The 24,095-nt window shown below is 32.6% G+C and carries 25 protein-coding genes and 1 other annotated feature; of the genes, 7 read left to right on the forward strand and 18 right to left on the reverse strand.

Annotated features, from left to right (window positions below; all coding sequences use genetic code 11):
- Nucleotides 1-116 precede the first annotated feature (116 nt).
- Together ABID96_RS16340 and ABID96_RS16345 are read right to left on the reverse strand one after the other, a co-directional pair.
- A complete protein-coding gene (locus ABID96_RS16340) occupies nucleotides 117-1,343 on the reverse strand; it encodes an ABC transporter permease (RefSeq protein ID WP_192602929.1) in 1,227 nt (408 codons plus the stop codon).
- Nucleotides 1,344-2,228, reverse strand: coding sequence for an ABC transporter ATP-binding protein (locus ABID96_RS16345; RefSeq protein WP_088003567.1), 885 nt, complete (start codon nucleotides 2,226-2,228; stop codon nucleotides 1,344-1,346). It lies immediately after the preceding gene.
- Nucleotides 2,229-2,495: 267 nt separating this feature from the next.
- Here ABID96_RS16345 and ABID96_RS16350 point away from each other — a divergent pair, with 267 nt between their 5' ends.
- Nucleotides 2,496-2,816, forward strand: a complete 321-nt coding sequence (locus ABID96_RS16350; RefSeq protein WP_192602930.1) for a MazG nucleotide pyrophosphohydrolase domain-containing protein — start codon at nucleotides 2,496-2,498, stop codon at nucleotides 2,814-2,816.
- 193 nt (nucleotides 2,817-3,009) lie between these two features.
- Here ABID96_RS16350 and ABID96_RS16355 read toward each other — a convergent pair whose 3' ends face one another.
- From ABID96_RS16355 to ABID96_RS16375, 5 genes are all read right to left on the reverse strand, one after another.
- Nucleotides 3,010-3,540, reverse strand: coding sequence for a GNAT family N-acetyltransferase (locus tag ABID96_RS16355; protein WP_377896952.1), 531 nt, complete (start codon nucleotides 3,538-3,540; stop codon nucleotides 3,010-3,012).
- A 144-nt stretch (nucleotides 3,541-3,684) separates the two neighbouring features.
- Complete coding sequence (locus ABID96_RS16360; RefSeq protein ID WP_158093320.1) at nucleotides 3,685-4,086, reverse strand: DUF350 domain-containing protein; 402 nt, start codon at nucleotides 4,084-4,086, stop codon at nucleotides 3,685-3,687.
- Between the two features lie 29 nt (nucleotides 4,087-4,115).
- Nucleotides 4,116-5,366 carry a glutathionylspermidine synthase family protein gene (locus tag ABID96_RS16365; protein ID WP_192602931.1) on the reverse strand — a complete coding sequence of 417 codons (1,251 nt, stop codon included), beginning with the start codon at nucleotides 5,364-5,366 and terminating at the stop codon, nucleotides 4,116-4,118.
- A gap of 2 nt (nucleotides 5,367-5,368) precedes the next feature.
- The gene (locus tag ABID96_RS16370; RefSeq protein WP_192602932.1) at nucleotides 5,369-5,725 is read right to left on the reverse strand and encodes a hypothetical protein; all 357 of its coding nucleotides are present in this window, start codon (nucleotides 5,723-5,725) and stop codon (nucleotides 5,369-5,371) included.
- A gap of 120 nt (nucleotides 5,726-5,845) precedes the next feature.
- Entirely contained in the window at nucleotides 5,846-6,391 is a 546-nt protein-coding gene (locus ABID96_RS16375; RefSeq protein ID WP_192602933.1) for a hypothetical protein, read from the reverse strand.
- Nucleotides 6,392-6,483: 92 nt separating this feature from the next.
- Between ABID96_RS16375 and ABID96_RS16380 the strand changes: the two genes are divergently transcribed.
- Nucleotides 6,484-6,933 carry a hypothetical protein gene (locus tag ABID96_RS16380; protein ID WP_192602934.1) on the forward strand — a complete coding sequence of 150 codons (450 nt, stop codon included), beginning with the start codon at nucleotides 6,484-6,486 and terminating at the stop codon, nucleotides 6,931-6,933.
- Between the two features lie 53 nt (nucleotides 6,934-6,986).
- On the opposite strand, the gene ABID96_RS16385 is transcribed toward ABID96_RS16380, so the two are convergent.
- The 6 genes from ABID96_RS16385 to zapA form a co-directional block, all read right to left on the reverse strand.
- The gene (locus ABID96_RS16385; protein ID WP_192602935.1) at nucleotides 6,987-7,445 is read right to left on the reverse strand and encodes a GNAT family N-acetyltransferase; all 459 of its coding nucleotides are present in this window, start codon (nucleotides 7,443-7,445) and stop codon (nucleotides 6,987-6,989) included.
- A 14-nt stretch (nucleotides 7,446-7,459) separates the two neighbouring features.
- Nucleotides 7,460-8,332 carry an alpha/beta hydrolase fold domain-containing protein gene (locus ABID96_RS16390; protein WP_192602936.1) on the reverse strand — a complete coding sequence of 291 codons (873 nt, stop codon included), beginning with the start codon at nucleotides 8,330-8,332 and terminating at the stop codon, nucleotides 7,460-7,462.
- A gap of 485 nt (nucleotides 8,333-8,817) precedes the next feature.
- A complete protein-coding gene (locus ABID96_RS16395) occupies nucleotides 8,818-11,172 on the reverse strand; it encodes an endonuclease MutS2 (protein WP_192602937.1) in 2,355 nt (784 codons plus the stop codon).
- A 12-nt stretch (nucleotides 11,173-11,184) separates the two neighbouring features.
- Nucleotides 11,185-12,918, reverse strand: a complete 1,734-nt coding sequence (gene polX / locus ABID96_RS16400; RefSeq protein WP_192602938.1) for a DNA polymerase/3'-5' exonuclease PolX — start codon at nucleotides 12,916-12,918, stop codon at nucleotides 11,185-11,187.
- A gap of 41 nt (nucleotides 12,919-12,959) precedes the next feature.
- Nucleotides 12,960-13,487 carry a CvpA family protein gene (locus tag ABID96_RS16405; protein WP_192602939.1) on the reverse strand — a complete coding sequence of 176 codons (528 nt, stop codon included), beginning with the start codon at nucleotides 13,485-13,487 and terminating at the stop codon, nucleotides 12,960-12,962.
- A complete protein-coding gene (gene zapA / locus ABID96_RS16410) occupies nucleotides 13,480-13,761 on the reverse strand; it encodes a cell division protein ZapA (protein WP_192602940.1) in 282 nt (93 codons plus the stop codon). The genes ABID96_RS16405 and zapA overlap by 8 nt, the downstream gene beginning before the upstream one ends.
- Nucleotides 13,762-13,861: 100 nt before the next feature.
- Here zapA and rnhC point away from each other — a divergent pair, with 100 nt between their 5' ends.
- A complete protein-coding gene (gene rnhC / locus ABID96_RS16415) occupies nucleotides 13,862-14,791 on the forward strand; it encodes a ribonuclease HIII (protein ID WP_192602941.1) in 930 nt (309 codons plus the stop codon).
- A gap of 73 nt (nucleotides 14,792-14,864) precedes the next feature.
- Here rnhC and ABID96_RS16420 read toward each other — a convergent pair whose 3' ends face one another.
- Nucleotides 14,865-15,137, reverse strand: a complete 273-nt coding sequence (locus ABID96_RS16420; protein WP_192602942.1) for a hypothetical protein — start codon at nucleotides 15,135-15,137, stop codon at nucleotides 14,865-14,867.
- A gap of 124 nt (nucleotides 15,138-15,261) precedes the next feature.
- On the opposite strand from ABID96_RS16420, the gene ABID96_RS16425 reads away from it, so the two are divergent.
- Nucleotides 15,262-15,702, forward strand: coding sequence for a DinB family protein (locus ABID96_RS16425; protein ID WP_192602943.1), 441 nt, complete (start codon nucleotides 15,262-15,264; stop codon nucleotides 15,700-15,702).
- Between the two features lie 120 nt (nucleotides 15,703-15,822).
- Entirely contained in the window at nucleotides 15,823-16,158 is a 336-nt protein-coding gene (locus tag ABID96_RS16430; protein WP_192602944.1) for a PH domain-containing protein, read from the forward strand.
- 168 nt (nucleotides 16,159-16,326) lie between these two features.
- Here the strand turns inward: ABID96_RS16430 and ABID96_RS16435 are convergent, their stop codons facing one another.
- A complete protein-coding gene (locus ABID96_RS16435; RefSeq protein ID WP_192602945.1) occupies nucleotides 16,327-16,941 on the reverse strand; it encodes a PH domain-containing protein in 615 nt (204 codons plus the stop codon).
- 81 nt (nucleotides 16,942-17,022) lie between these two features.
- Nucleotides 17,023-17,640, reverse strand: a complete 618-nt coding sequence (locus ABID96_RS16440; protein WP_192602946.1) for a hypothetical protein — start codon at nucleotides 17,638-17,640, stop codon at nucleotides 17,023-17,025.
- Nucleotides 17,641-17,916: 276 nt separating this feature from the next.
- On the opposite strand from ABID96_RS16440, the gene ABID96_RS16445 reads away from it, so the two are divergent.
- Nucleotides 17,917-19,473, forward strand: coding sequence for an ABC-F family ATP-binding cassette domain-containing protein (locus ABID96_RS16445; RefSeq protein ID WP_192602947.1), 1,557 nt, complete (start codon nucleotides 17,917-17,919; stop codon nucleotides 19,471-19,473).
- A 423-nt stretch (nucleotides 19,474-19,896) separates the two neighbouring features.
- Here ABID96_RS16445 and ABID96_RS16450 read toward each other — a convergent pair whose 3' ends face one another.
- Both ABID96_RS16450 and argS read right to left on the reverse strand, forming a co-directional pair.
- Nucleotides 19,897-20,493: a nitroreductase family protein gene (locus ABID96_RS16450; RefSeq protein WP_088003515.1), complete on the reverse strand. Its 597-nt coding sequence runs from the start codon at nucleotides 20,491-20,493 to the stop codon at nucleotides 19,897-19,899.
- 397 nt (nucleotides 20,494-20,890) lie between these two features.
- Nucleotides 20,891-22,579 carry an arginine--tRNA ligase gene (gene argS, locus ABID96_RS16455; RefSeq protein ID WP_192602948.1) on the reverse strand — a complete coding sequence of 563 codons (1,689 nt, stop codon included), beginning with the start codon at nucleotides 22,577-22,579 and terminating at the stop codon, nucleotides 20,891-20,893.
- Between the two features lie 44 nt (nucleotides 22,580-22,623).
- Nucleotides 22,624-22,844: a binding site (T-box leader), on the reverse strand.
- A gap of 122 nt (nucleotides 22,845-22,966) precedes the next feature.
- On the opposite strand from argS, the gene ABID96_RS16460 reads away from it, so the two are divergent.
- A complete protein-coding gene (locus ABID96_RS16460; RefSeq protein WP_377896953.1) occupies nucleotides 22,967-24,055 on the forward strand; it encodes a tetratricopeptide repeat-containing glycosyltransferase family 2 protein in 1,089 nt (362 codons plus the stop codon).
- The last annotated feature ends 40 nt before the right edge of the window (nucleotides 24,056-24,095 follow it).

Below are 24,095 nucleotides of genomic sequence, written 5' to 3' on the forward strand. Positions count from 1 at the left end.
TGTAAGTTGAAGAATAGATAACGCCTAACAATAAGCTTTCTATAAAAAATACTCCTCAATTTGTGGACGTTTGCCACAAATCGAGGAGTACCTGATCAATCTATAAACTGTTTACATTATTGTCTTTTTAAGAGGCGGGCAACATCTTTCCATTTCACTTTGTCGCTATAGTACATTACTCCGTTTACATAAATACGGCTCGCGATTTTCGTTAAAATGAAGACTGTTATGATTAAGATTAAAATACTTGCACTGACTTCAATAAAATTCATTTCACCTGATACAAATCGAGAAAATGCAACAAGTGGTGCAAAGAATGGAATATATGAACTGATTTGTACAAAAGTACCATTAGGATTCACTAATGCATTAATACTAATGAAGAACGCACCAATCAGTAAAAATGTAACTGGCATCAAGACTGTTTGAAGTTCTTCCGTTCTTGATACAACAGATCCAATTGCAGCATACAGTAAACCATAAATTAAATAACCAAGTAGGAAATAAACAATGAACGCTATGATAGTCGTTATGTTTAGAGAGTCTAAATCAATCTCCATTCCAAACAGTGATAAATTATCAAGATTTACGAAACCTACAAGATACGCAAATAAGAACCCTAATCCTATTACAACTAATTGAACGAATGCTACGCAAAATACAGCAAATACTCTTCCATATAAAGTCATCACTGGATTTACCTTAGGTAATAGTACTTCCATAACTCTTGATGATTTTTCTGCAACGATTCCAGTAGCGATTGAATTACCATATACGATTAAAAATAGATATAATAAAAATCCGAAAAAGTACGCTATTCCAAATGTAGCCATAGGGTCTTTCAGTACTTCTTCATTTACTTCAACATTTTGTAGTAATTTTGTAGCTGCTTCTAAAGACAGTTTAAGATCTTGAGATGTTTTATTTAAGTAATTTTGCTGCATAGTACTACTAATTATTGATAGAACTTCATTATTAGCAAAATTCTTATATGTATAGTTGATAACAGGAATATTATTTTTTTCAGAAATAACAATTAAACCGTCTTTTGATTCATCATTAACTTCCTTTTTCACTTCTTCAAATTTTGATGAATTAACTTGTTTTAATGCAGCTGTTTTTAGTGACTGGTTTAATACTGTTTCATCTATTGAATATTGTGTTGACTCATTTATGATCACAATTTTATCTTTTTCTTCATTTTGTTCTGAGGATGCCATATATTTTTGTAAACCAAGCATTCCGACGACTAATACAAACAGAATCGCACTCATAATGAGTGTTGCTTTTGCAAGTAGCCCTTCACGTAAATGAAAGAAAAAGACAGTTTTAAATTTATTCATTTATCTCGCCCTCTCAATAAAGATATCGTTTAGTGTCGGCTCTAATAATTGAAACTTACGAATTGAACCTGTTTCAGACTTAATTAAATTTAAAATCGTAAATGCCTCTTCTTCAGTTTTTACTTTTACGTAGATTCCTTGCTGTTTTCTCTCAAAATCAATTTGGTTTGTATTTAATACCGATTTAATTGGTTCGGTATCCTCAACTATTAAATTACGATACCCGTACTCTTCTTTTAATTTATTTAAGTTACCTTCTGCTACGACATCTCCATTTTTCAAAATACAAACGTATTCACAGAATGCTTCAACCTGATCCATACGATGACTAGATAATACAATTGTCTTCCCTTTATTAATTTCTTCAGTGATAATAGAGGCCATTAATTCAGCATTAACAGGATCTAATCCACTAAATGGTTCATCTAAAATAATTAATTCAGGATTATGTAGTAATGTAACGATTAATTGAATTTTTTGCTGATTACCTTTTGAAAGCTCTCCGGCTTTTTTATGGCGATAATGTGGAATTTCTAAACGTTCTAACCAATAAGTGATCGCTTCATCAACCTCTTTTTGTGACATCCCTTCTAATTTACCAAAATACCTAAGTTGATCAACTACCTTACTTTTTGTATATAAACCTCTTTCTTCTGGTAAATAACCAATTTTTACTTTTGAAGAATGGAATGTTGTACCATTCCAAGTCATTTCACCGCTTGTTGGCGTTAGTAATCCTAAAAGCATTTTAATTGTAGTCGTTTTACCAGCACCATTTCTCCCTAATAAACCTAGTACTCTACCTGTTGGCAAATTTAATGACAATTGATTAACTGCATTTGTCTCACCAAACGATTTAGACAGCTGTTTTACTTCTAATGTCATACATTTTCCTCCCTTACACTCGACTCCATTTATTGTTTCTATTTATCTATTAATATTGTATATATTAAGCATACCTTTAATCCTTTTTTAATAAAAGGAAAAATATGTAAAACCAGTGAAAGAATTTTGAAATATTTATGATAATTTCTAAAGAAATTTAGAAAAATTCCTCTATCTCATTAGCATATGCACTAGGTATTTTGAAATATATTCATTCTCATTTCTTTTGTTAAAATGAATATGAAAATACTTAAAAGGTGGAAAATTATGAACGTAAATGAATTTCAGGAATGGATAAAGGAGTATTATAAAACTAGAGGCTGGTCCGACTTAGATATATTTATTCGGATTGGATTTTTAGCTGAGGAAACTGGTGAAGTTGCTCGGGCAATACGAGCATTAGAGATTGGAAGAGATCGACCGGATGAAGCTACTAATTCATTTGAGGAGAATAAACAAGAGTTAATAGAAGAATTAGGTGATGTGCTTGGTAACTTAATTATCATTGCAAATAAATATGAAATAACATTAGAGGAAGTATTCAAAAGCCATAAAGAAAAGCTTTCAAAACGTTATTCGAATGTATAGACAAAAAATACACTACTTCAATATAGAAGTAGTGTCAGACTGCCTGTCAAACGCTCGCTTTCTTCGTTGCTTCGCCTGCTTGCGGTGCTCATTACCGTCAAAGGTAACTCCGCTCCTCATCCAGCTTTGCGCCTCGAAAGACAAGCGTTTTCAATCAGTCTGAATCCCTTAGTTTTTGTACTTGTTTTTTTATTCATTGCCATTCGTGTTCTAAAATACTGTATAACAGAGAATCACGCCAGCCATCTTTTAATAATAGGTCTTGTCTCATTCTTCCTTCTAAGGTCATCCCTATTTTTTCTAATACCTTTGAGGATTCGATATTTCTTGGATCACATGTTGCATAAATTCGATGCATGTTTAGCTGAGTAAAACTATAATTAACAATCAATTTAGCAGCTTCAGTTGCAAAGCCTTGGCCCCAGTAATCTGGATGAATAATATATCCCACTTCGCTCTTTCTATTGATTTCATCTCTAATATTTAATTCGATGACACCAATCAACTTTTCTGTTTGTTTCACGATAATCGCAAATACAAATCTTGTTCTAGGACTTTTTTTCAAATCAATTACTGCCTCATTAACAAATGTTTGAGATTCCTTTATTGTATTTGGTCCCCATGGTTGATATTTACAAACAATTGCTTGGGAAGCATACTGATGAACATCAGACCAATCGTTTTCATTTATATCCCTTAATAATATTCTATCTCCATTTATCATCATAAGCCCCCTAAAAATTGCTATAGTCATGTCCCTCCCACAAAGGAGGTGGCTAGTCCTACTTATACTCAATTTATCTGTTATCAGATAGAAAAAAAGGAAAAACTACGAAAATGTCTCGTTGTTTTTTCCTTTAATCGTAAATTAATATGAAATACTTCCTGAAATTAATAAACCAACAGTTACACTTAATGTAAATAATAAGATTGCCACAGCAATATTTCCTTCTTCGACTTTTTTAGCAAAAGAGATTTTTGGAAATAAAAGAAATTCTGCAATCCAATATGTAATCATTTGTGCAATCACTCCGATAAAGCTCCAAATAATGAAATCACTAATATCAACAGAGTATTTTGCAGCTGACATAATGACGATTGCTAAACCAACTAGCTTACCAGCTAATTTTAGTGCAACAGCAATATTTCCATCTTCTAAAATTAATTTTTGTTCATTCATTTTAGTAGTAAAAGTAAATGCTAAAAATCCGATAAATAAAATTAAAAGTCCTGATCCTAAATAAAGTAATGTACTTACTATACTTTCCATTAAATTTCTCATCTCCCAATTGATATTATTTATTTCTCTTTTGCCTCATCTATCATCCCTACTGGTAAGAAACAGCTTTCATTACCTGTGATGATATTTCCCGCTCGTATCCCAATTGCTCCGTAGTTTTCTTTAATTAAAAAGCTACCTACTAATATATGTAATTCTAATAGTCCTTCAGGCGTCATGACCTTTTTCTTAGGTAATGGTGAAAATTCTTGGTAGACCATAACTTGATTGCGATAAGTGTTGTGTTGACTATGTTGATTTCTTTCACCATCAATTATTTTAATAGTATCCCCTTCCCGACCAAATGCGGGTTTCTCTACATACGCGATATGATGTTCAATAAAATAATCTGGCTCTAAATATGTTGGTAAAAAATATTTTTCAACTATGTCATGTTCTTCTTCAGTAAACACATCAGAATTGTCGACATGTAAATTCCATATAAGTGCTTGAACCGCTTTAGATTGAAGTAAAAATGCAGAAATAGGATTAAACATAATTAACTTGCCAGTATCAACTAGATCTAGTAACGCAAGACCAATCATTGTTCCATCTACTGATTTATCAAGTTCCATATGCTCGATAGGATATGTTTGACGATAAAGAATATGGATCCTTTCTCCACTTGGAGTATATAGACCGTCATTCTCAATAATTTGTAAACTATCTAAACTGATTAGTTGGCTTTCACCCTTATAAAGCGATTGAATGTACTTTGCTGTTTTCCAATCTTCCTCATGATCACCATGGGCTGTAAAAACAATGATTGGTTTTTCAAGTCCTTTAATCGAATTGTTTATCACTTGATTTATCACTTGAGATAACTGTAATTCACATTCACTGTTCGGATTCTTTACTTTAAAATAATCCGTAATAAAACCGTTAACATGATGAGTTTCCATAATAAATGTAGGTGTATCACTATTACATTCATAGTGCTTCCAACCATTTTCTGTTTGAACAAGATCAATCCTTCTGATAATCCCTTCACTTACAATAGTCTTATGTCGTAAGTAAGGAATGACCTCTTTTGAATAACCGAGCATATAAAAAACATCATCAGGAAGCTGCCTCATTAAACGAGCTGTTTTATCATAAATGCTCCCAATTTGCTCAGTAATCATATGAATCTCATCTACTTCTTCTTTTGTAAACTTATATATATCAAGAAGTGCATAATAGGAGCTTTGTAAATCTGCCCAAAAATCTGGTAATCTTTGAAACAATTCATTACGAAGATGCTGATGCTTTATTAAATCTGAATTGTCCATCCTTAACCACCAAAGCCTCCAGATGAGCCTTTACCAAAACCGCTTTTTGATGAAGATCCTCCACCTGCAAAGCTGCTAGAAGATTTATAGCTTTTATATGAACTACTACCATGCAATAATTTTTTCGATTTATAAAATGTTCCACCATGATAATAACTACGATAGTAAGAACTATCATTATCATCACAAACCCAAACACCTTCGTCATCATCAAATTCCCAATCTCGGCAATTCTCATCTTGCGGTCGATCAGGTATATTCATAGTTTGTGTAGAACCACAGCCGGCTAACGTACTTGCTGCAAGTCCTCCAGTTAGTGCAATACTAACTTTTTTCATTAATAATGATGTTTTTGACATACGGATCTCCTCTGCGTGAAATAAAATCATTCTCTCTTATACTAAACTATCTATACGCTCAAAGTATATAAAATATATGATTAATTTTAACGAAATCTTAATTTTTAACAAAAGTAAAAATTACCCTCCAAATCCACCTGATACGCCACTTCCAAATCCACTTTTTTTGGTTGATGATGAAGTTCCTGTTCCACTTACAATACCAGTTGATTTGTATTCCTTAAATTGATTATTACTATATAACATATTTTTAGTCGCAAAGTACGTACCCATAAAGAAAAAATTACCATAATAAGAACTTGATTGATCATTACATATCCATACATTCTCTTCTTCGTCAAATGTCCAATCAACGCAATTTTCGTCATAAGGTACTTCTTCAGGAGAATAAGTATAATCTTCATAGATTTCATCTTCGTAAACGTCTTCTTCATAGTCCTCTTCATCATATACTTCTTCTTCATAAACATCCTCTTCATCATATACTTCCTCTTCATTAGAGTCAGTCAATTGTTCAGTTTCACCAATCGAATCACTAGACTCATAATAGACTTCTTCGGTTGGTTCAAATGATGGTTGAGATCCACAACTTGTTAACGTACTAATAGCGATTCCACCTGTAAGTGCAATACTAACTTTTTTCATTAATTCTTTTGTTTTTGACATATTGTTCTCCTGTTCAAGAAATAAATTCATACTCTTCTATCCTAAACTGTGTTATATCTTATGTATATACAAAGTATGAAGGAGTTTGAACAATGTTTAAAACAAACAATCTATTTGTTCTAGAATATCGCTTACTTGATGGTGATTTTACACGACCTATTTATCACTTTCCTTTTTTATCAAAAGTCCAAATCTTTACAAGAAGACATTGCGATTACTTTATTCTAAATGGTTTTGTGTATGAAAATAAGGGTTCCTACCATGAAGACGATCGATATGTAATCGAAGTTATTGAATCTGAATTAGAAAATACTCCATATTATCATTTAAAAAGACCTTTAGGTATTGAAATTAGAGATGTTCATTCATTTGATGAAATTCACTTTTATGAAAGTGGAGATGAGCTAGATTTATTCTCTTGGCTACAATCAACTTATATTACAATCAATGGTAAAATTTATGAGCAAACATCAAACGAGGTTGACCAAGACCGAGATACTTATGTAATGTATGTGAAACCATTTATTGAAGAAATAGAATAACGGAGTAAGAGCACAAAAAAGGAGCAACCATTTTATTTTGGTAGCTCCTTTTCTTAATTGAGGTACTGCTCAAGCTTGATTAAGTCCTTACATTGTATGCCATTTTCCCATATTTCTTCTTCATAGTTTTGCACAAAAAAGTCAAAAATTGTATCAACTATTTGGAAACCACAATTTTGATATAACGATAATTGATGAATACTGGAATTACCTGTACAAATGACAAGTCTCTCATAACCAAGCATCTTTGAATTTGAAATAGCAAACTGAAGGAACTTCCTTCCATACCCTTTTCCCTGATATTTTGGGTCAACTGCTATGTTCTTTATTTCTATTTCATTCGGACTGTTTTCAACTAATACAATGATGCCTAAAATTTTTCGATTCTCCATTATTGTATAAATTTTACCTTCTTTTATATAACTTTCCACCATATCCCTTGAAGGATCTGCCAATAATAACAGTTTCCAATGTTCATCAGTTATATTTTTTATTTCAGAAAAATTGATCATCAAATGTACCTACTTTATTTTTTTTCTTTCAATCTTGCTTTTAAATAGTTAATCGTATCATTTGTAGATGCTTGAATAGACAGATTTGTGAATCCATGATTACCATGTTCTAAAGCGATTAAAGTGACCATCTTTGGATTTTTGCGCGCAAATTCCTCAGATTGACTAAATGGTACAAGTGTATCACCTGTGCCGTGAACGATAAAGATTGGTATTTTTGCATGTTTCACATATTGAATAGGACTCATCCTATTGTACTCATCGGCCATTTGCCCCGCTGTACTATTCATAAATCTTTCAACAATCTCTGTACTTCTTGAAGAAGGTGATTGATTCATCGTTGTTAAATCAGATATAGGATACCATGCAATTATATAGTTAAGCTTTGGTTGTATATCAGATTTGAGCCCTGTTAATAACGCCAAATGACCACCTGCTGAAGCTCCCGCTAAACCAATTTGTGACCGATCAATTCCAAGTTTTTTTGCATTTTTATAAACAAAGTTAATAGCTGTTTCTACGTCATGGACCGGGTCATTATAAGAATAATCCTTAGGTGAATAGAGCGTATAATCAATACTAATAGCACTATAGCCTTCTTTTACAATTTCTTCAAATACAGTTTTCCATCTTTTATTTAATTCCTTACTACCATGCTTCCATGAACCACCATGAACAAAAATCAATGCAGGTGATGGACCGCGCTGACTAATCGATTTGTATAAATCAAAGGTTTGCGGAAGTCGGGCAGGTTCTGTATACAGAATATCTTTTTGCACTGTATATTCTATTTTATTTTTTGGATGTTTCTTTGATTCATCTTGTAACATTCTGATACATACGAAAGTGATTGCAAAGATGATGATAAAAATTGTAGCTTTCTTCAAACTTCCCTTCACCTTCTTTTATAAAATATCAATAAAAGGCTGTTTGCGTATACATTGTTGCTATAAGAATGCGATAGTTGATTACAACTCCAGGATGCTCCCTTTCCTTAGGGCGAGAGCTGAGCCTCCCGGGTGCCCTGCGGGATCTCAGCCTTTCCGCATCTCCCACAGGAGTTTCTCTCCTTCCATTGTAATCAACTTTTGTCTTTGTTTTATAATCCTAAATGCAACATTCTTTTAGAAAAGAGCCTAATAAAAAGAGGCTAGCTCAACCATGCCTTTACTCACTATATTATGTAGTCCATTTGATTAATCATCTACATAATACATTGAGAAAACATCATTAAGCAAACCTCATTGTTTATTTATTTAATTACCGTTAGATATAAAATTCCAACTAATAGAAATATCCCACATACAACAAATAATATTTTCGCCAACTTTTCCATCTTTGATCCCCTTTTAAATCTGAATAAATCTTGTGTTTATTTTAAGTCTACTACAGTTACTCCAATACCGCCTTCAGATGCAGCACCATAACGATAGGATTTTACGGATCGATGATTTTTTAAATAGTCTTGTACACCTTGTCTTAATGCACCTGTACCTTTTCCATGAATAATATTAATTCGTGGATAACCAGCTAGTAATGCATCATCAATATACTTTTCAACACGGATTAATGCGTCTTCATAGCGTTCGCCTCTTAAATCCAGTTCAAGATTCACGTGAAAATCTTTTCCTTTAACAGCTGTAACTGTACGTTCTTTAACAACCTTTGGCGAGCTGACGAACTCAATATCATTTTCTTTTACTTTCATTTTAATGATACCAAGTTGAACTTGCCACTCACCTTCACTTATTTGATCTAGCAGTGTACCTTTTTGATTAAAGCTGATTACTTTTACTTCGTCACCTTCACGAAGTTTTCTTTGTTTTTTCGGTGTAACTTGTGGCACAGATTTCTTAGGAGCATATGGAATTGCACCTTCTAATCGCGTTCTAGCTTGAATTAACTCATGATCCTTAATTGAAGATAATTCTAGGTTTTTAAGCTCTCTAAGCTCTTTAATAATATCTTCAGCTTCTTGTTGTGCAGTTCTTATTTTCTTTTTCGCTTCTTCCTGTGCTTCACGATATAAATCATCACGATGCTCATAGAAGTCCATCATTTGCTTTTGTAAATCTTTGAAAATACGTTCCGATTCCTTACGGTAGTCTTCCGCTTCTTTCCACTCTGATTCTGCACCTTTTCGACTCGTTTCTAATGATGCAATCATATTTTCAACTTCATTACTTTCTTCACTTACATGGTTTCTAGCTTTATCAATTACATGATTAGATAACCCTAATCTTCTCGAAATTTCAAATGCATTACTTCTACCTGGAACACCAATTAATAATCGATAAGTTGGACTTAAAGTTTCAACATCAAATTCTACACTTGCATTCATTACATGTTCTCGATTATAACTATAGGCTTTTAGTTCAGGATAGTGTGTAGTTGCAACAACTCTTGCCTCATAATCGCTTACTTCATCAAGAATTGAAATTGCTAAAGCAGCCCCTTCTTGAGGATCAGTTCCGGCTCCAAGCTCATCAAATAAAACAAGGCTATTATGATTAACATGTTTTAAAATTTCAACAATATTTACCATATGTGATGAGAAAGTACTCAAGCTTTGCTCAATTGACTGTTCATCACCAATATCAGCAAATACTTGCTCAAATACGCAAATCTCTGAACCATCAAGAGTTGGAATTTGTAAACCGGACTGTGCCATTAATACGCAAATACCGATTGTCTTTAAGGTAACCGTCTTACCACCTGTATTTGGTCCTGTTATAACAATTGTTGTAAAATCCTTACCTAGTTCAATGTCATTGGCTACAACAACATCCCTTGGAATTAGCGGATGACGAGCTTTTTTCAATTTAAAATATCTATCATTATTTAAAATTGGTTTACTAGCCTTTATGTGATGAGAGTAATTCGCTTTTGCAAATAAAAAGTCCATTTCTGCTAAAATTTCAACATTTTGTAAAAGGTCTATTGAAGCTTCCGCAACTTCACCTGTAAGCTGCATCAAGATTTTTTCAATCTCTTGCTCTTCTTTTACTTTCGCTTCTTGAAGACTATTATTTAATGTAACAACAGCTTGTGGCTCAATAAACAATGTTTGTCCAGAAGATGACTGATCGTGAACGATTCCGCCATAAACGTGTCTATATTCTTGTTTAACCGGAATAACGAAACGATCGTTACGAATTGTCACAATCGAATCTGATAACATTTTTTGAGCGTTATTCCCTCTAGTTAAACTTTCTAATTTTTCTCGAATACGACTTTCAGCTGTTCGAACTTGCTGGCGTATTAAACGTAGTGTGACACTTGCATCGTCTAACACTTCTCCATTATCGCCAATCGCCGCTTTAATGTTTTTATCAAGTTCTAATAGTGGAATGATTTGATTACTTAATGATTCTAAATAAGGGATTTCTACTTCATTTTCTAATAGGTCCTCTATAAAACGAATCATTTGTCTTCCAGCATATGTAACACCTGATATGGCAATTAATTCAGAAGGAGATAAAGTGCCACCAATTTCCGCTCTTTTAACTTGCATTCTTATATCAGATAATCCACCAAGTGGTACATTCCCACGTAATCGAATAACTTTTACTGCCTCATCCGTCGATTCATGTAATTCCACAACTTCCTCGAAATCCGTACTAGGCATTAAATTACGAATTCGTTCCTTACCAAGTGATGAAGATGCGTGTTTCAATAATTGTTCTTTTATTTTATCGTACTCTAATACTCGTAATGTTCGTTGCATAAGGTAACCTCCTTACATACGATTACGTTTTCCTTCGATTAAACGCAATAGTTCATGTAATTCAAATGTATTTACTATATTATCTTTTTTCAACCAAGCTTTTTTGGCCGCGCTTACCCCTATCGTCATATGATCTAGCATATCGATGTTATGTGCATCTGTATTAATAGAGATTTTAACGCCAGCTTCCTCGGCCATCATTAACATGTCTTTATTTAAATCTAAGCGATTTGGATTCGCATTTAATTCCAAAATAGTGCCTGTTTCTTTTGCTACCGAAATTAATTCTTCAGCATTCACCTTATAACCAGGTCTTCTGCCAATTTTTCTTCCAGTTGGATGTCCAATCATACTAACATACGGATTTCTCATCGCATTTTTTAATCGCATCATGATCGTTTCTTCATCTTGACTAAAACTTGAGTGTATAGAAGCAATAACGAAATCCATTGAGCGCAATACATCATCCTCGTAATCTAAAGATCCATCAGGTAAAATGTCCATTTCAACACCATGAAGAATTGTAAAATCAGTGTATTTTTCATTTAAACGCTGAATCTCTTCCTTTTGTTTCCAAAGGCGTTCTGGTGTTAATCCATTCGCAACTTTTAAATATTGAGAGTGGTCCGTAATTGCGATATATTTATAGCCTTTTGCTCTACAAGCTTCAGCCATTTCCTCAATTGAAAAACCACCGTCACTCCAAGTAGAGTGCATATGAATATCTGATTGGATATCTTCTAATTTAATTAAAGGATAGTCAGTTGTGAAATTTGTAACTTCTTTACCATCTTCTCTAATTTCCGGTGGAAAACACGGTAAATTAAAGTGAGCGTAGAAGTCTTCTTCATTCTCGAATGTCAGAACTTCTCCAGTGTTTACATCTTCAACACCATACTCACTTATTTTTTCATCACGCTCTTTTGCTAATTGACGCATTGCAACATTATGATCCTTTGACCCAGTAAAATGGTGTAATGTTGTAGCAAACTCTTTCGGTTGAATGATACGAAAATCAACTGAAATTTCATATTCAGTTCCTTTTAAGACTAGAGATACTTTTGTATCTCCCCCTGCAATTACGCGAACAATTTCCGGCATCGATAATAATTGTTCTCTTACGCTTTCTGGTTGGTTTGAAGCTATAATGAAATCCAAGTCCTTCACTGTCTCACGAACTCTTCGTAAGCTACCAGCACGAGAGAATTTGTCTACATCGTTCATCTTAGATAAGTATGCTTCAATTTTATCTGCGATTGGTAGTACATCTGCTAGTGGCAATCTTTCAGGTTGTTTTCCAAACTCTTCAATAGAGTCTAGAATATTTTTTTCTGTTTTTTTCCCAAAGCCAGCAAGTCCTTGAAGCTTTCCATTGATACAAGCTTCCTTTAATTGTTCCATGCTTTCAATTTTCAACTCTTGATAAAGCTTGGCTACTTTTTTCCCACCTAATCCTGGCAGTTTTAATAATGGTAATAAAGTTTTTGGAAGTGATTCTTGTAGCTCATCTAGTACTGTGCTTTTGCCAGTTTTTATGTACTCTTCAATAACTGCTGATGTCCCTTTTCCAATTCCTTTTATCGCTGTAAAATCATCTATTTGCTCTAAGCTTCTTTCATCTGTTTCTAAAGCATTTGCCGCTTTACGGAAAGCTGATATTTTAAAGGCATTTTCACCTTTTAATTCTAAATAAGTTGCAATTTGTTCTAATAACTTTATCAGTTCTTTTTTGTGCATCCCATTCACCTACTTAATTTTTTAATCCAATCTAAACTAACTTCATTCATTTAATAGATCATCGTATTTGACATTCCATTCCAAAGTTCCATTAGTTGTGTAGAAACAAAAGGTGTATTTTGAACGATAAAATAAGCTATCTTTGAATTGTGTAATAAAGTATGTAGCGCTTCAATCGGTACAATGAGCGCAATAAAAAGTGCTAGTACTGAAAATAAATAGACTTCGATTAAGCCTAAAATACCACCTAATAGGGAGTTTACTTGTTTTAACAATGGTAATTGGAATACCCCATTTAATAATGAACCTAAGAAAGTTATCACTAAACGAGTGCCAATAAACAGTAATGCAAACGCTACAATTTCATATATGAACTGTTCAAAATTAACAATTTGGTTACTAGTTATATTAATAGGAAATAATTTTTTCAGTGTGATAGCAGTCTGCTCGTAATAATGATATGCTATGTATAAGGATAATAAAAAACCTAATAGTCTAATTAGACTACTAATAAATCCTCTTCTCCAGCCTGTAAATATGCCAAGTATTAATAATACAATCAAAATAATATCAATCATTGTTTTCCTTCTCACTTTTAGCTTCTTTAAGTAATGTTTCGAGTTGTTCCGCTCTTTCTCTTAATTTAACATAATCACTTACTATATTTACTGCTGTTAATACAGCAAGTTTATTTGTATCCAAAAATGGATTTTTATGATTTATTTCTTTCATTTTTTCATCTACAATTGAGGCAACATGACGGATATGTTCTGTTGATTCGTCACCAGTAATTAAATATTGTTGCCCATAAATAGATACATTAAGTTTTTGTTTTGATGAAGAATTGGACAACTTCTTACCTCCATTCAGTTAAACATTCTAACTTAAACTATAACATGAACTGATGTGCAAGTGAAAGTTTTGGCAATATTACAAGATAAAGGAGAAATATATGACAAACACTGTCCTTACAGTTTCAGGAGAAACTCTATTAAAGATGCAGGATCATTACAAAGATGGTATTCAATCAAAAGTACCACAGGGTGGTGTATTTTTAGCTAAAACTAATGGTTGTACAATTACAGCCTATAAATCTGGAAAAGTTATGTTCCAAGGTTCAAATTGCGAGACAGAAATAAGTAAATGGGAAGGTAAATCAGCAGTTCCAAAAGCGGCTAAAAAAATGCCTTCGAATCAACATAATTTACCGAGTAACTTTTCAAGTCTAGCTGTAATTGGAAGTGATGAAGTTGGCACAGGAGATTATTTTGGACCAATGACAGTTGTAGCTTCCTTCGTAGAACCAAGCCAATTCGAGTTACTTAAGGAGCTTGGGGTAAAGGATTCCAAAGAACTAAATGATGAAGAGATTTGCAAAATTGCAAAAAAAATAATTTCTGTTGTCACTTATAGTCTTTTAGTTTTACACAATGAAAAATACAATGATATGCAAGAAAAAGGCTACAATATGAATAAACTAAAAGCTATTTTACATAATCAAGCAATTAGAAATATGATTAGTAAATTAGAGGGCAAGCATTTCGATGCTATATTGATAGACCAATTTACGCCACCTAACTTATATTTTGGATATTTAAAAGGGACAAAAGAAGTGATTCGAGACAAGGTTCAATTTGCAACAAAAGCAGAAGGTATTCATTTATCTGTTGCTGTTTCCTCTATTCTTGCACGTTATTCTTTTTTACAACAAATGGATCTCTTAAGTGAAAAAGCTGGCATGTCATTACCTAAAGGTGCAGGAGCAAAGGTTGATCAAGCTGCTGCAAAATTCATTCGTGCAAAAGGCATTGAAGCATTAAGAAGCTTTACAAAACTGCATTTCGCCAACACTGAAAAAGCATTGAAAATCGCTAAACAATAGGTTCTGATAATAGCAATAATGTTTATAGTCAAACAATAAACTAAAAAAGCTGTATTCTAAATGAAGATTTCACTTAGAATACAGCATCTACGATAAAGAAAATAAATCCTAATAAACTAGCAAGCTGTTTTTGCTTCTTATATCGAAGCGAAGGTCTTGATAAAAAGTATAAACAAATTAAGAATCCAAATGGAATTGGTAGCCAAAACAATCGAAATGGTAATGAAGATACTACATAATATCCAATCATTTGAAACCCTAGATTATTTACATCTCTTTTAATTGCCTCTTTGTAAACGACTAATAACCCTATTAGTAATCCAACATACAGTAGAAAAACAAACATCTTCCACCTCCAAGATTGTCCTACTATTAAACTATTCATATACTGCTTGTCTAAGGACACATAATGAAAAATGTTCATACATATGCATTACATAAATATATAGATCTAGGAGTTGATTCTTGGAATGATTACTAGTGAATTAGAACGACTTATTCAAACCGTTCCACAAGATATTTTAGCTCTACCTAATCCAGACTATAAACTTAATCCTTCAAAATGGTCCAAAAAAGAAATTCTCGGACATTTATGCGACTCTGCTACAATGAACCATAAAAGATTTATTGACAGACTTTTTTCAAATGAAGATATAAAACTTGAACTATACAATCAAAATCATTGGGTCGAGTGTAACGACTATCAACATTGCTATACGATAGATGAAGTGTTAACTCTTTGGATTACCTTAAACCATAGAATTGTAAAAACAATGAAAAACGTAGCCACCGAAAAATTGGCTTTACAATTTACCGTCAGTGAAAATGAGAAAGTCACATTTGAATGGTTATATACGGATTATGTAGATCACTTAAAGCATCATTTAAAACAAATATTTGATCAGAAATAAGGTGTAAAAATGAAATTTCAGATAAAGAAAAACCCTTTTTTAGCCGCACTCATCCTTTGTTTAATCCCAATTATTCTCCTCGTTCCAATAGGAAGCTTCATTGAAGGTGAAGGTCAAATAATGAGCATCGTTATTTTTATTCTCATTTCACCCATCATCATCTTACTAGTATGGGCGTTATTTCATTCATACCATGAATTTTCGGATACTGAATTTATTTCAATATTTGGCTTTATAAAAATAAAAATTCCTTTCCAAGAAATCAAAAAAGTAGGATTTTCATTAAATCCTATGTCATCTCCTGCTTGGACATTTAAACGTGTGAAAATCGATTATAAAAAATTTGAATTCTCATTATTATCACTCCCGAAGGATGAAGAGCTATTTTTAAGCGAGCTCAAAAAAAGATGTACGCAAGCGGAAATTAAAGATCGTGATGGCAATCTGTTTTCCTAATAAGCAGATGAAAACTAATTCTATAAAAAGGCCGCTTCATGTCTCAAAAGTCAATTTGACATGAAGCGGCCTTTTTATTTAGTTACTTACCTTTACTTGTGTAACTTTATTGTTTTCTTCCTGCAAAAGGAAAAATGGAAAAATGCTCATTATTTGTAGGTTCATTTTTTAGTTATTAATATACTTTTCAAAAACATAACCAAAATCTTTGACTTTGTATTGTTCTCTTGATTTCATTAACCACTCAAATGCCGCTTCGTTAATTTCTTTAAAATTATTTACAACACTATTTTCATTACTTGAAACACGACTTAGTGTTGTAGATGCTAATTCAATACTTTCCTTAGCAAAACCTAGTTTAATTTCGTTTTCATGACAAATCTCAGCAATCATTAATAATGCTTTATATAAATCTTTTAACTCTTCAATATGTTTTTTATGTACATCAATAGAGAATTCTTTACCACCGATATTGAATTTAATTTCAACATCCAAATCGATTGTACCAGCAGTTTCTAAAACAACTTGAGAAATTTTATAAGTATGATAATTATATCGATGAAGTGTACGTTTTTTACTAATAGCACTAGTTCCGTCTAAATGAATTAATGCTTTATTTGTGAAACAGTACTCATCTGTTTTTGATTTAATTAAAAAATAGATCTTCTCATCATCTTCATGCATTACGTAATCATCAGAATCAACCTTGTCATAGTTTTTTGGCTCGATGACACTACCTACATCACTTAATCCAAGCATATCTGCTGCAACTTTACCAAACATGTAAATTCCTCCTCAAAGGGTAAGTTTAGTGAATTTTGGAGAATGAGTTTTTTCTTCTCCCTTATCCTTATTTTTATTACTTTATTTAGCTTCCAGACATAATAAGTATACATATTTATTCTTTAATAGTCTTTCATTATCTTTTAAATCAGGAGAAATACTAACTGATTCCATCGAATCATTTCCCTCCACATATGCTCCAAGTGCCATTTCTTTTCCTTTTACTATTTCATGTTTTCCTTCAATTTGTTCAAAAAATGACATATTAGTTTGGTCTGGTTGTTTATATAATGTTTGACCCATACTATGCCCATTACTATTTGCAAAAATAATGTCCCATTCATATGTATTTTTCGTTTCCTGCTGAAGTTGACGTTTAAATGTAAGATAGTAAGTTTTATCATTATCTTTTAGAACAGTGATTGCAATACCACCTATTGTATGCACTAATTTACCTTTAGAATACACTTTAATTTTTGCTTCCAATGACTGTATATCTGTATAATCATCTAGTTTCAATTTATAAATTGCTAATTTTTCACGACTCTCCCCAAGCATATTAAGTGTATTCATTTCAGACTTGGTCATTTTATAATTTTCCAAAATACTCTTTTTTTCTTCAATAAGAATTAGATTTTCATCTTTTTTGCAACTTACTAAAAAAATGACTACTAATAATAGATAAGTGATTTTCCTCACTTTTTCCCACCTCTAAACTTTCATTAACTAACATATGGTTATTCGATTAAGACTTAAGTATTCCTCTTTTTCACATGTTTTCATTATGTAGCTTTTGTAATAAGTGATGACTGAATTTTCCTTACTTCATCATACGATCCCTTCTTTTCTGTCAGCACATTAATTTACCATTGAACACTTACCTAGTTGCAGACTATAATTAGTAAGTGACTGTTTAAATTACGTTCTAAATAGAACATTTTTATATAACGAAAAAAATAGAAAAGGTGTAGATTAATGAGTATATTAACTGTAAAAAACTTAAGCCACGGCTTTGGTGATCGTGCAATATTTAATGATGTATCATTCCGATTATTAAAGGGAGAACATATTGGTCTAATCGGTGCTAATGGTGAAGGTAAATCAACTTTCATGAATATTGTAACTGGCAAACTTCAACCTGATGAAGGTAAAGTTGAATGGTCTAAAAAAGTACGTGTTGGTTATTTAGATCAACATGCAGTATTGCAAGCAGGAATGACAATTCGCGATGTATTAAAAAGTGCATTCCAATATATGTTTGATATGGAAAATGAAATCAATGATTTATACGTAAAAATGGCCGATGCAACTCCAGAGGAAATGGAGAAAATGCTTGAAGATGTTGGCGTACTACAAGATACATTAACGAATAACGATTTTTACGTTATCGATGCAAAAGTAGAAGAAATTGCTCGTGGTTTAGGTTTAGAAGATATTGGTCTTGAGCGTGATGTAACTGAATTATCTGGTGGTCAAAGAACAAAAGTTCTTTTAGCTAAGCTTCTTTTAGAAAAACCAGATATCTTATTATTAGATGAGCCGACTAACTATTTAGATGAGCAACATATTGAATGGTTAAAACGTTATTTAAATGAATATGAAAATGCATTTATTTTGATTTCACATGATATTCCATTCCTAAATAGTGTAATTAATTTAATTTACCACATGGAAAATCAAGAATTGAATCGATACGTTGGAGATTACAATAATTTCATGAGTATTTATGAAATGAAAAAATCACAACTAGAATCAGCTTATAAGCGACAACAGCAAGAAATATCAGAGCTGAAAGACTTTGTTGCTCGAAATAAAGCTCGTGTTTCTACTCGTAACATGGCAATGTCACGCCAAAAGAAACTAGATAAAATGGACATTATCGAGCTTGCAAGGGAGAAGCCAAAACCAGAGTTTGACTTCAAACCAGCTCGTACTTCTGGAAAATTAATATTTGAAGCTAAAAACCTTGTTATTGGATATGACGAACCACTTTCACAACCTTTAAACCTTCGAATGGAACGCGGTCAAAAAGTCGCTTTAGTTGGTGCGAATGGTATCGGTAAAACAACTTTAATGCGTAGTTTACTTGGTGATATTAAACCAATTTCAGGTGAAGTTGAACGCGGAGAATTCCTTCATATCGGGTACTTTGAACAAGAAGTGAAAAGTGATAACAATAAAACATGTATTGATGAAGTTTGGGATGAATTCCCTTCATTTACACAATACGAAGTTCGTGCTGCTCTTGCGAGATGTGGTTTAACAACAAAACATATCGAAAGTAAAGTATCAGTATTAAGTGGTGGAGAAAAAGCCAAAGTTCGTTTATGTAAATTAATGAATAATGAATCAAACTTACTTGTACTAGATGAGCCGACTAACCACTTAGACGTAGATGCAAAAGAAGAATTAAAACGAGCGCTGAAAGAATATAAGGGTAGCATTTTAATTATCTGTCACGAACCAGAATTTTACCAAGGTCTAGTAACAGACGTATGGAATGGTGAAAATTGGACTACAAAAGTATTTTAATTAGTCAACGATCGCCTGAACGAAAATATGAAAGTTCTCTTCTTCTGGAGAAAACAAACTAAACAAAAAAAGGTAGCTAATTAAGTAGATAATTAGCTACCTTTTTATTTAGTAGGAATTGACTATGATTACTCTCCTAACTAAGAAATGAATTGAATTGTATTAAAAGAAAATTTACTTTTAACAAAAAACTTTTCTAAAATGATTTTGTTTAAAAATTTCTTTTACATTACTCTTCTGTTAAAGAGAGCAATTGGAACGGAAGGTGCGAGACTCCTGTGGGAGTAGCGGGACAGATGAGACCCCGCAGGCGCATGCCGAGGAGGCTCATCGCACGCCCCACGGAAAGCGAGCATCCTGGAGTGGAAATCGACGAATTCTCTATTTTATTAGTTTCTAAGAAGAGTTAGCCTCTCTTTTTTATTATGAAAGTGTAATGTTTTGGCCTAATTTTGTCGTCCATTCCCTAGGATTTTTTCGTTTTTTAGACACTTTTGGCATTGTATTAATATAACCGATATGAAGTGCGCCCAATATTTTTCTGTTTACTGGGATCCCCATTTCTTTGTAAAACTGTTGATCAAAAATATATGGGTTTGTACGCCAAACCATTCCAATATTTTTTTCCCAAGCAGCTAATTGTAAATTTTGAACAAATGAACAAGTTGCCCCAATTGCTTCCAAATTCTTTTTTTCATTTTCTGTATGATCTGTTGTTATGATCAAATGCATAGGCGTGTCAATAATATATGATTTAAAAAACTCAACAGATTTCTTTATTTTTTCAACAGTATATGTTTCTGTTAACTCCATTCTTTCATAACTATCTACGATTTTTGAAGCATAAAATTCTTTTTCATTTTCTTCTGAAATCATGATAAATTGCCAAGGCTCTTCCTTACTATGAAAAGGAGCATAAGAAGCTACTTCCAAAAGTTCCATCAAAATCTCTTCAGAAATCGGGTCTTTTTTTGTATCTCTAACAGTTCTTCTATTTTTGATCGTATTTAAAATTGTCATTTGTTTGTAATCTCCTTAGTTGGAATCAATTCATTTATTATTATAAATGTAATTGATAATCATTTTCAATGAAAACAAGTATTTATTAGTAAACTTTAAGATTCCTAATATAATAACACCAATAATTCAGAAAAGCTGTTTTTGTATTCATTGTCTTTACTTTAGAATGTGTTAGTTGATTACAACTCCAGGTTGCTCCCTTTCCGTGGGGCGAAATCTGAGCCTCCTCGGCTAGCCTGCGGGGTCTCAGCCTTCCCGCATCTCCCACAGGAGTCTCGCACCTTCCGTTGTAATCAACTTCTATCCATCTCTTTTTAAAGATATAATCACTTGTAAAAGAGCCTTTAGAAAAAACAAAAAAAGTATGAAAAGAAAATGTTCTTTTCATACTTCTTGATTACATTTCTTTTGGTGCACGAATACCCAATAATCTTAGTCCCTCTTCTAATACAATCGAAACAGCTTTGATTAGAGCTAATCTACTTACTAATTGATCGTCTTCAGTAAGGATATGAGTATTTCCATAATATTTATTGAACGCTTGAGCTAAATCAATTGTATATTTGGCAATAACTGACGGTTCATTTTGTTCGAAGCTACGTCTTACTTTGTCTGGAAAGGCTTGAATATTTTTTATGATTTCCCAACTATACTCATCATGTAAGCCTTCTTGATTTTGGAAATCTGTTATATTCGCTTTTTCTAAGATTGAATTAGTTCTCACTATAGAATACTGTACATATGGCCCCGTTTCTCCTTCAAATTTCAACATTTGCTCTAGAGAAAACTCGAAATTATTCATACGATCATTTTTTAAATCCTGGAATATAATCGCTCCTACCCCTACCATTTTTGCAACTTCATCTTTATTCTTTAAATTAGGATTTTTGTCAGATATATTCTGATTGGCTAAATTAATTGCTTCTTCAATGACTTTTTCAAGTAAGACAATTTTCCCTTTTCGAGTTGACATTTTTTTACCGTTTTGAAGAATTAAACCAAATGGTACATGTTCCATATTCTTAGACCATTCATATCCCATCTTATTTAAAACAGTAAATACTTGAGTGAAATGTAAAGCCTGTTCACCTCCTACGACATACACTGCTCTATCAAAATCATATGTTTCTTTACGGTATATTGCAGCTGCCAAATCTCGGGTTGCATATAAAGTAGCTCCATCGGATTTTCTAATTAAACATGGTGGTAATTCTATTTCTGAAAGGTCTACAACTTCAGCACCTTCTGATTCAACTAATAAATTTTTCTCTTCTAATAATGTAATGATTCGATCCATTTTATCATTATAAAAAGCTTCGCCATTAAAGCTATCAAAGCTAACACCTAATAAATCATATACCATCATAAATTCTTTTAGTGATTCTTCACGGAACCACTCCCATAATTCTTGCGCTTCTTCATTTTTCTCCTCTAATTTCTTAAACCAGCTTCTTGCTTCTTCTTCAAGCTCTGGTTCCTTCTCAACTTCTTCGTGAAATTTAATATATAGTGTTAGCAATTCTTTGATGGGGTTTAATTTTACTTTTTCTTCTACTCCCCAACGTTTATACGCAACAATCAATTTTCCAAACTGTGTTCCCCAATCACCTAGGTGATTAATTTTAATTGCGTTATAACCATTTTTTTGAGCAATGTTTCCAATCGCGTTCCCAATCATTGTTGAACGAATATGGCCCATTGAAAAAGGTTTGGCAATATTTGGTGAAGAACAATCAATCACAATTGTTTTTTCTTCATCAGTAACTTGATTTCCGTAATCTTTTCCTTTATTTAATACGGTTTCAATAATATGTTTACTGACAATTTTCTTATTTAAGAAGCAGTTTACATATGGTCCATTTGCCTCAACTTTTGCAAATAATTCATGTTGAATGAGAGGTGCAATTTCTTGCGCTATGCTAACTGGGGACTTTCTTAATGACTTTGCAAGCTGAAAACAAGGGAAAGCTAAATCGCCTTGATCTGCATAATGTGGTTTTTCGATCAGTGCATTAATTTCAATTTTATTTAATACGCCATTTAATGCTTTTTCTAGATGCTCACTATACAATAATTCATAGTTCATCTTCCTTCATTCCCTTCTAAAAATAAATAAAACCCCGCCTCTAAAAAAGAGACGGGGTTTAAGCTCCGCGGTACCACTCTAATTGTTCAAATACTATTGAACCATCTTTAAGTTTGTTAACGAGGTTCCATCCCCGGTAAATCCTACTATCATTTCGAATTTACTTCTCCAAAGTGCGCTTCATCTTATTCGTTTTATTAGGCTTCCACCATCCCTAACTCGCTTAAAAACTTTATAAGATTACTCTCTTTATCATAAAATTTCCGATATTCCTTTTACATATTTAAACATATACAAAACTGAATAACAACCTTCTTATTAAAATTTTCATAAATTGGATGAACGTTTTATTGACAACCTTAATAACATAAATTTGAGGTGGAATTAATGAAAAAAGATTCAATTACTATCAGTCTTTGTATGATTGTAAAAAATGAAGAAAATGTTCTTGAAAGATGTCTTTCATCCGTTTCTACTATTGTAGATGAAATCGTCATAATTGATACAGGTTCAACTGATCAAACGAAAGAAATAGCAAAAAAATTTACAAATTGCGTTTATGATTTTAACTGGATCAATGATTTTTCCGCGGCTCGGAACTTTGCCTTTTCTAAAGCAACTAAGGACTATATTATGTGGTTAGATGCAGATGATGTGATCACAGAATTGAATGCAGAAAAATTACTTGAGCTAAAGAAAACTTTAACAGAAGAAGTAGATGCTGTTGCAATGAAATATCATCTTTCTTTTGATGAAGATGGAAATCCAACATTTAGCTCTGTTCGAAATCGAATCGTTAAACGTAAAAGAAATTTTAAATGGATTGGTTTCGTTCACGAATATCTTGAAGTATATGGAAATATCATTCATTCAGATGCTGCCGTCATCCATCATAAAGATAAAGACTCATCTACCCGAAACTTAAAAATTTATGAAGAAGCAATTGCTTCAGGTAAATCATTAAATCCAAGGGATAAATATTATTACGCAAATGAATGTTTAGATCATGGGAAGTATGAAACCGCAATTGAATGGTATAACAAATTTTTAGATGAAGGCAAAGGTTGGTCTGAAGATAATATTCAAGCCTGCGGAAAAATGGCTGATTGTTATTTGAATTTAGGAAATATGGATTTAGCAACCAATAGTTGTCTAAAATCATTCAATTACGATGGTCCGCGTGGAGAAAATTGTTGCAGATTAGGTTATATCTATCTTCAACAAAACGATTATCATCGTGCAATCTCATGGTATAAAATTGCTACATTTGTTGATATTCCTGAACAAAAAAGCCCATTTATTAATACTGCGTGTTATACTTGGCTACCACATTTACAATTATGTCTTTCCTACAGTCGTTTAGGTGATCAAGAGACTGCTAAAAAACATAATGATATTGCTGCTAGCTTTGCTCCTAATAACCCTTCGGTCAAGCATAATCAAGCGTATTTTAACTCATTATTTAATGAGCAATAATACAACTTCGGTGTCCCTCAATGTAACTTGCAATATCATA

Source organism: Gottfriedia sp. OAE603 (assembly GCF_040543965.1).
Classification (GTDB): domain Bacteria; phylum Bacillota; class Bacilli; order Bacillales; family Bacillaceae_G; genus Gottfriedia; species Gottfriedia solisilvae.

Coding starts and splice junctions, on each gene's coding strand:
- ABID96_RS16445 (WP_192602947.1), top strand. CDS start 17,917: ATGAGTATATTAACTGTAAAAAACTTAAGCCACGGCTTTGGTGATCGT.
- argS (WP_192602948.1), bottom strand. CDS start 22,579: ATGAACTATGAATTATTGTATAGTGAGCATCTAGAAAAAGCATTAAAT.
- ABID96_RS16355 (WP_377896952.1), bottom strand. CDS start 3,540: ATGATAAATGGAGATAGAATATTATTAAGGGATATAAATGAAAACGAT.
- ABID96_RS16405 (WP_192602939.1), bottom strand. CDS start 13,487: ATGATTGATATTATTTTGATTGTATTATTAATACTTGGCATATTTACA.
- ABID96_RS16420 (WP_192602942.1), bottom strand. CDS start 15,137: ATGTTTGTTTTTCTACTGTATGTTGGATTACTAATAGGGTTATTAGTC.
- rnhC (WP_192602941.1), top strand. CDS start 13,862: ATGACAAACACTGTCCTTACAGTTTCAGGAGAAACTCTATTAAAGATG.
- ABID96_RS16360 (WP_158093320.1), bottom strand. CDS start 4,086: ATGGAAAGTATAGTAAGTACATTACTTTATTTAGGATCAGGACTTTTA.
- ABID96_RS16345 (WP_088003567.1), bottom strand. CDS start 2,228: ATGACATTAGAAGTAAAACAGCTGTCTAAATCGTTTGGTGAGACAAAT.
- ABID96_RS16365 (WP_192602931.1), bottom strand. CDS start 5,366: ATGGACAATTCAGATTTAATAAAGCATCAGCATCTTCGTAATGAATTG.
- ABID96_RS16370 (WP_192602932.1), bottom strand. CDS start 5,725: ATGTCAAAAACATCATTATTAATGAAAAAAGTTAGTATTGCACTAACT.
- ABID96_RS16435 (WP_192602945.1), bottom strand. CDS start 16,941: ATGTTTGGTAAAGTTGCAGCAGATATGCTTGGATTAAGTGATGTAGGT.
- ABID96_RS16395 (WP_192602937.1), bottom strand. CDS start 11,172: ATGCAACGAACATTACGAGTATTAGAGTACGATAAAATAAAAGAACAA.
- ABID96_RS16385 (WP_192602935.1), bottom strand. CDS start 7,445: ATGATCAATTTTTCTGAAATAAAAAATATAACTGATGAACATTGGAAA.
- ABID96_RS16375 (WP_192602933.1), bottom strand. CDS start 6,391: ATGTCAAAAACAAAAGAATTAATGAAAAAAGTTAGTATTGCACTTACA.
- ABID96_RS16380 (WP_192602934.1), top strand. CDS start 6,484: ATGTTTAAAACAAACAATCTATTTGTTCTAGAATATCGCTTACTTGAT.
- ABID96_RS16460 (WP_377896953.1), top strand. CDS start 22,967: ATGAAAAAAGATTCAATTACTATCAGTCTTTGTATGATTGTAAAAAAT.
- ABID96_RS16425 (WP_192602943.1), top strand. CDS start 15,262: ATGATTACTAGTGAATTAGAACGACTTATTCAAACCGTTCCACAAGAT.
- ABID96_RS16350 (WP_192602930.1), top strand. CDS start 2,496: ATGAACGTAAATGAATTTCAGGAATGGATAAAGGAGTATTATAAAACT.
- ABID96_RS16430 (WP_192602944.1), top strand. CDS start 15,823: ATGAGCATCGTTATTTTTATTCTCATTTCACCCATCATCATCTTACTA.
- ABID96_RS16450 (WP_088003515.1), bottom strand. CDS start 20,493: ATGACAATTTTAAATACGATCAAAAATAGAAGAACTGTTAGAGATACA.
- ABID96_RS16340 (WP_192602929.1), bottom strand. CDS start 1,343: ATGAATAAATTTAAAACTGTCTTTTTCTTTCATTTACGTGAAGGGCTA.